Origin of the sequence: Komagataeibacter diospyri (assembly GCF_006538165.1) — a bacterium.
Classification (GTDB): Bacteria; Pseudomonadota; Alphaproteobacteria; order Acetobacterales; family Acetobacteraceae; genus Komagataeibacter; species Komagataeibacter diospyri.
Map to the genome: position 1 here is coordinate 45,226 of NZ_BDLU01000048.1, position 6,000 is coordinate 51,225.

General features: G+C 54.8%; 3 protein-coding genes and 1 pseudogene. 3 read left to right on the forward strand and 1 reads right to left on the reverse strand.

The window, feature by feature from the left end; genetic code table 11:
- Positions 1 to 19 precede the first annotated feature (19 nt).
- From MSKU9_RS10730 to MSKU9_RS10740, 3 genes are all read left to right on the forward strand, one after another.
- Positions 20 to 1,600 (forward strand): ABC transporter substrate-binding protein/permease, encoded by a 1,581-nt coding sequence (locus tag MSKU9_RS10730; RefSeq protein ID WP_141261450.1) that lies wholly within the window; start codon positions 20 to 22, stop codon positions 1,598 to 1,600.
- A complete protein-coding gene (locus MSKU9_RS10735) occupies positions 1,590 to 2,354 on the forward strand; it encodes an amino acid ABC transporter ATP-binding protein (RefSeq protein WP_141261451.1) in 765 nt (254 codons plus the stop codon). The genes MSKU9_RS10730 and MSKU9_RS10735 overlap by 11 nt, the downstream gene beginning before the upstream one ends.
- Positions 2,355 to 2,959: 605 nt before the next feature.
- On the forward strand, positions 2,960 to 5,272 hold the full coding sequence (locus tag MSKU9_RS10740; protein WP_141261452.1) for a TonB-dependent receptor: 2,313 nt from the start codon (positions 2,960 to 2,962) through the stop codon (positions 5,270 to 5,272).
- A gap of 611 nt (positions 5,273 to 5,883) precedes the next feature.
- Here the strand turns inward: MSKU9_RS10740 and MSKU9_RS18105 are convergent.
- Positions 5,884 to 6,000 (reverse strand): annotated as a pseudogene (locus MSKU9_RS18105) (IS5/IS1182 family transposase); the annotation flags it as partial.

The window sequence follows — 6,000 nt, forward strand, 5'->3', positions numbered from 1 at the left end:
CCCCCGTGGAGCACACCGTATGACCCATTCCATGGCGCAGTTCATGCGCCGCTGTTCTTTCCGCTTCCGGCCCCGCGCACTGGCAGCCGCCCTTGCGGGGGTACTGGCCATTGCGGGAAGTGCGCAGGCCGCCGATCCCGACCTGCCCGGCTTCATCCATGATGGTACGCTGACAGTCTGCACCAACCCCACCCTGCCACCGATGACATTCGTGAACGGCACCGACGTCAACGCCGTGGACGGGATCGATATGGATATCGCCCACCGGCTGGCGGAATACTGGCATGTGCCCATGGTCGTCACGACCATGGACTTTACCGGCCTGTTCCCCAGTCTTGCGGCGCAGCGGTGTTCGATGGTGGCCAGTGGCATCATAAAGCTGCCGGACCGCGAGAAGAATTTCGATGCCGTCTCCTATCAGGACACGGCGCTGGTGGTCGTGGCGCGTGCCGGGACCCCACCTCTGTCCAGCATGGCCGACCTGTCGGGCAAGACGGTGGCCGTGCAGTCGGGTACCAGCTACAGCGCACGGCTGGCAAAGGAAAATGAAGCACTGGTCCAGGCCGGTCGCGCACCCATCATCATCCAGCAGTACCCGACCGAGGACCAGGTGGTGCAGCAGGTGCTGATCGGGCGTGTCTTCGCCTTCGCCAGCCAGGATGTGGAACTGTACTACCGGCAGGAACAGCTGCACGGGAAGGTCAACGTCATCCTTGTGCCCCCCTATCCCGAATACCGGCATTTCGCACTGTACATCCGCAAGAACGCGCATGACCGCGAACTGCTGGAACAGGCCATCGCCACCATGGGCCAGAACGGGCAGATGGCCGCGATCCAGAAGAAATGGGCCATCTCCCCCGATGCGGCAAAGGCGCTGACCCGCACGCCGCCTGCTCCCATGTTCCGGTGGGACACGTTCTTCTCCGCGCTGACATCAACTGCTTTCATGCGCGGCGCGTTCATCACGCTGGCGGTAGCCGTCCTGTCGCATTTTACCGCCATCATGATCTCGATTCCGATGGCGCTGGCACTGAACGGGCGGGATTCGCTGCTCAAGATGGTACTGAAGGGATATGTGTCAGTATTCCGTGGCGCGCCGACACTGCTGCAGCTGCTGTTCATATGGAATGCGCTGCCGCAGTTCCTGCCGATCTTCCGCGAGGCATGGTTTACCCCCTTTCTGGCCACGTGGCTGTCACTGTCGATCAATGAATCCGCCTATCAGGTCGAAATCAACCGCGCCGCCCTTGGCGCGGTGGACAAGGGACAGGAACTGGCAGGGGACGCGCTGGCCATGTCGCGGCGACAGGTATACCGCCATGTCATCTTCCCGCAGGCCCTGCGCATTGCACTGCCCCCCACCATCAACGAATTCATAAGCCTGCTGAAGACTACGTCGCTGGCATCGGTCATCTCGCTTCAGGAGCTGCTGGCGGTGACCCAGATCCAGGTGGCGCGCACGTTCGAATTCACGGAGTATTACGCCGCGGCGCTGGTTTACTATCTGGGTATGGTTTTCTTTTTCCTGTTCCTGCAAAAACGTGTTGAACGCCGCTTTGCATGGGCTGACCGTCACAAGGCGACCGCAAATGAATCCTGATCCCAAGACCATGCCCGACCCGTCGGCCATGATTTCAGTCCGCAACCTGAGCAAGCTATACAAGGATTTCATCGCACTAGACCGGATCAGCTTTGATGTGCAGCGCGGGGAAAAGATTGTCGTGCTGGGCCCGTCAGGTTCAGGCAAGTCAACGCTGATCCGCTGCTTCAACCGCATCGAACCGCATGACAGCGGTATCCTGAGCATTGATGGCCAGATCATCAATGCGCAGACCGACCTTACGCAACTGCGCGCGACCGTCGGACTGGTGTTCCAGAACTACAACCTGTTCCCGCATCTGAGCGTGCTGGACAACTGCACGCTGGCCCCGCGCCTGGTCAAGAAAACCCCGCGCGCCAGTGCGGAAGAAATGGCCATGCGGTTTCTGAAGCAGGTCAATATTGCCGAACAGGCCAATAAATATCCCATCCAGCTGTCAGGCGGGCAGCAGCAGCGCGTGGCGATTGCGCGCGCGCTGTGCATGCAGCCCGAGGTCATGCTGTTTGACGAACCGACCGCGGCCCTGGACCCCGAAGCGATTTCAGGTGTGGTCGCGATCATGAATGACCTGGCGCAGCAGGGCATAACCACCCTGTGTGTCACCCATGAAATGGGGTTTGCGCGCCATATCGCCGACCGGATCATTTTCATGGACAAGGGGCGGATTCTGGAAATCACGCCACCGGCCGAATTCTTTACAAACCCCAAGACACAACGCGCGCGGGATTTCCTCGACCAGATGATTTCCTACTGAAGGGCATGCCTTGCATATTACAAAGCGGGGCCTGTCATGACCTGAAATCCTTCCTGTAGAGAGAAAGAAGCGGAACAGGCGCTTTCTGATGAAACATGGGCGATCTGCCCCCTGATTGAGGCGGTTCCCCTCGGGGCAAGACAGCGCCACATGAACCTGCGATGCACAATGGAGTGGCGTGCTGTCGCCACCGCATACCAGAAAACAGCCATATCGTTCCTCATCGTCATCCACAGCGCAGCAGCAGACCGGATCAGGCCATGACTGGATCTAAACACCAGATGTGTCTTCGTGTTTCACAGGATGTTGTAGTCAGGCAACATCAAAAAAAAACCAAGCTGTTTCCTGCCCTTTCACACAGCAGCATCCCGCGCATAACTCAGAATTAAACTTTCATAATTATCAATATGTTATATGACTTTTACGCGTTTGCATCCGCCACATTATTGGGCTTTCGATCCATTACATACAGATAATAAAAAGTGTGATTTGGCTTCTTATAAACCAATACACGAGACGCCTTATTGTAAGAATCAAAGCAAGATAAATGGGGTTTTTTTGCGCCCCAGGGATCGGTTTAACGGGAATGAAACAGGAATATCGGCATGAAACTATATTTTTTACGTCATTCCTTCCGTCTTCTGGCTGCGGTCCCGACATATGCCCGTCTGCCCGCCCTGCCCTGCCTGCTGCTGGCATCGACATCACCGCTGGCCGTTGCCGCAACGACACCTGCCAGCGCCCAATCGGTTGATACGAAACATATCGCCGCACACCATTCCACTGCCATGCCACGCCGTCAGGGTGCGGCGGTTCCCAAGGCATCGCCCGAACAGATAACAGTGACCCGGTCACATGCGCAGCGTTATCTGGCCACGCCCGGTACGGTCAACACGATCAGCGGGAAAGAACTGCGCTCGCTTCACCTTGAAAGCCCGAAGGATATTGCAGCGTTCACGCCAGGTGTGACGGCAACGAATGCCGTATCCGGCTCGGCGCCCATTTTCTCCATCCGTGGTGTTGGTCTGGATGACTATGTCGGCACCAACATGGGCGGGATTGGTATTTATCTGGATGGCGTATTCGCCCCCTTCCCCGTATTCTACACCGGTCAGATGCTTGATATTGAAAGCGTTGCCACGGAAAAAGGCCCACAGGGCTTTGACATGGGCCGCAGCACCACTGGTGGCAGCATCAATATCCAGTCTGTAAAACCATCCGACAAATTCGGTGGCTATGCGGAATGGGGTTACAGCAGCTATAATACCAACCGTGGCCGCTTTGCCATCAATACCCCGATCACCAGCAGGATATCCAACCGTCTGGCTTTCAATTATGTCAAGGGCGATGGCTGGCAGAAAGACATATCAACAGGCGCACGCTATGGTTCGCAGGACCTTCTGGCCATTCGTAACCTGACCAAATTTACGATTGATGATACGTCTTCGTTGCTGCTGAACCTCCATTACACACGCGACAAGGGCACTTCCACCTCACCACAGGATATCGGGCCGGTTTCCAGCGGTGATACTGGCATGAACCCTTCAGCCAATGCGGTCAGTGTAGGCAACGCCGTTCCCCAGCGAAACGAGAATGGCGGGGGTCTGTCCGTCAATTATACCAAGGCGTTTGACTTTGGTGACTTCTCATCCACGACAGCCATCGATTTCTATCGTCGTGACGATACTGACAACTATGACGGTTCAGCCGTTCATATTGCTGACTACCGATGGAATGATACGGCCATAGCGCAGTCGCATGACATGCACCTGCGCATGAATCCTACGAAATTCTTCCATCTGACCGTTGGTGTTTTTGAATCATACGACAAGATCGACGGCGACTATACCAGTGACCGCATGCAGTCCAGCAGCGCGCTCGCCCTGGACAACCACTTTTCTCAGCAGAACCTGTCCACCGGCGTTTATGTAAACACGGTTACCAACATTACCAAGAAACTGGACTTCATTGCGTCTGGCCGCTTCTCCTATGACGAACGCGGTTTTAATGGTGGGTCAAGATATTCGGAAATTGGCGCCAATAGCCCAAGACTTTTGGCACCATATAATGCGCGGGTAGGTGATGCACTGACTGGCGTTAATGAACGTCATGACTATCATCGCTTTACCGGGCGCGTGGGCCTGCGCTACCAGATTGTGCCAGGCACTTATGCATACGGCACGATTTCAAATGGTTACAAGGCCGGTTCCTATTTTGCCGCACCCGTTCTGGCGGCCGGGGCGCTTGATTACGTCAAGCCGGAAAACCTGATTGCATATGAAGTCGGCATCAAGTCTTCCCTTCTGCACAACAGGCTTGAGGTGGAAGGCTCCCTGTTCGACTATGAATATCACAACCGTCAGACCCTGTTCTTCGCACCGATAACGACAACCGAAAACTCGCTTACGCTTGGCACGATCCCGCGTGCACGCACCCGTGGTGGTGAACTTTCGACCACACTGCATAACCTGGTGCCCAACCTCGATATCCGTGGTTCCTTTGCCTATCTTGATGCGCAGGTCAAAAGCCCGGTCAATTATATTAACGGGCTTTCCCTTGACCCGGCGGTGGCACACAATTCCCCGTTGCCCTTTTCTCCCCGTTTTTCGTGGAGCGGCGTCGCACGCTACAATATCGATATCGACAGTTATCGCGTTACCCTGCAGGCCAGCTATACATGGAAAGACAACATGTGGGCGGCACTGGGTGACCCTAATGCCAAGACCAGCAAGATCAGCTCCCTGGGATTACGCATGGAGGTTGGCCCCAAGACAGGCAAGTGGACTGCCGCCGTATATGTTGATAACCTGCAGAACAACAAGGGCACGACCTATTCCTTTACCGGAAGCGACAACAACCGTGCGCAGTACATCCAGACGCCGCGCTGGGTTGGCTGTGAACTGCATTACAACTTCTGAAGCATCTAACGATTATCGGGGAAGTATCCACATATCCTGAATTGTCTTGTATTCTGGATACAGGACTTCCCCTATTTCCGGCCTGTTCGGCTTCAGCATGACTGTGTGTAACCGTCTGGTACAAGGCAGGATCGATTGTCATGCCTGTAAATCGATCATATTTGAATTCGTGATGGGGGAAGTGCAGGATGACGCCTGCACGCAAACCGTATCCCCCTGACGTATCAGATAAAGAATGATCTCTGGTTGTCCCGTATCTGATCCTGATGCATGAGGATGCAGAACAACGACATCACGCATTGCGCGGATTGTTCAATGGGTTGCGTTATGTGACCCGCTCCGGAAGTCCGTGGCGCACCACACCGGACAACCTTTCGCATGGCCACACGCTGTCGCAGGTTCGTCAAGAATTACGCGCGCCATGCCTTAATACTAAAAAGTATTCATGTCGTCTGTTTCGCATGATTCATGCCTTCACTCGAAACTATACTTCATAAATATGCATAACATTCTCTAAGCCGTTATCCTTGATCTGTTTTCCAAAGCATTGATCTATAATAGGTCTTCATGAAAAATTCCTGGGTGTCGCCTTTTTCAGGGCCTGTTGGGAATTATCTTGAATTGATGATTGCGCCAACGAGATAGATCATGGCTTCGAATGATCTGTCTGTTTTTTCGCTGCGCATGGCGATGCGCTTGAACTCCTTGAGCTTGCAGAAGAAGTTCTC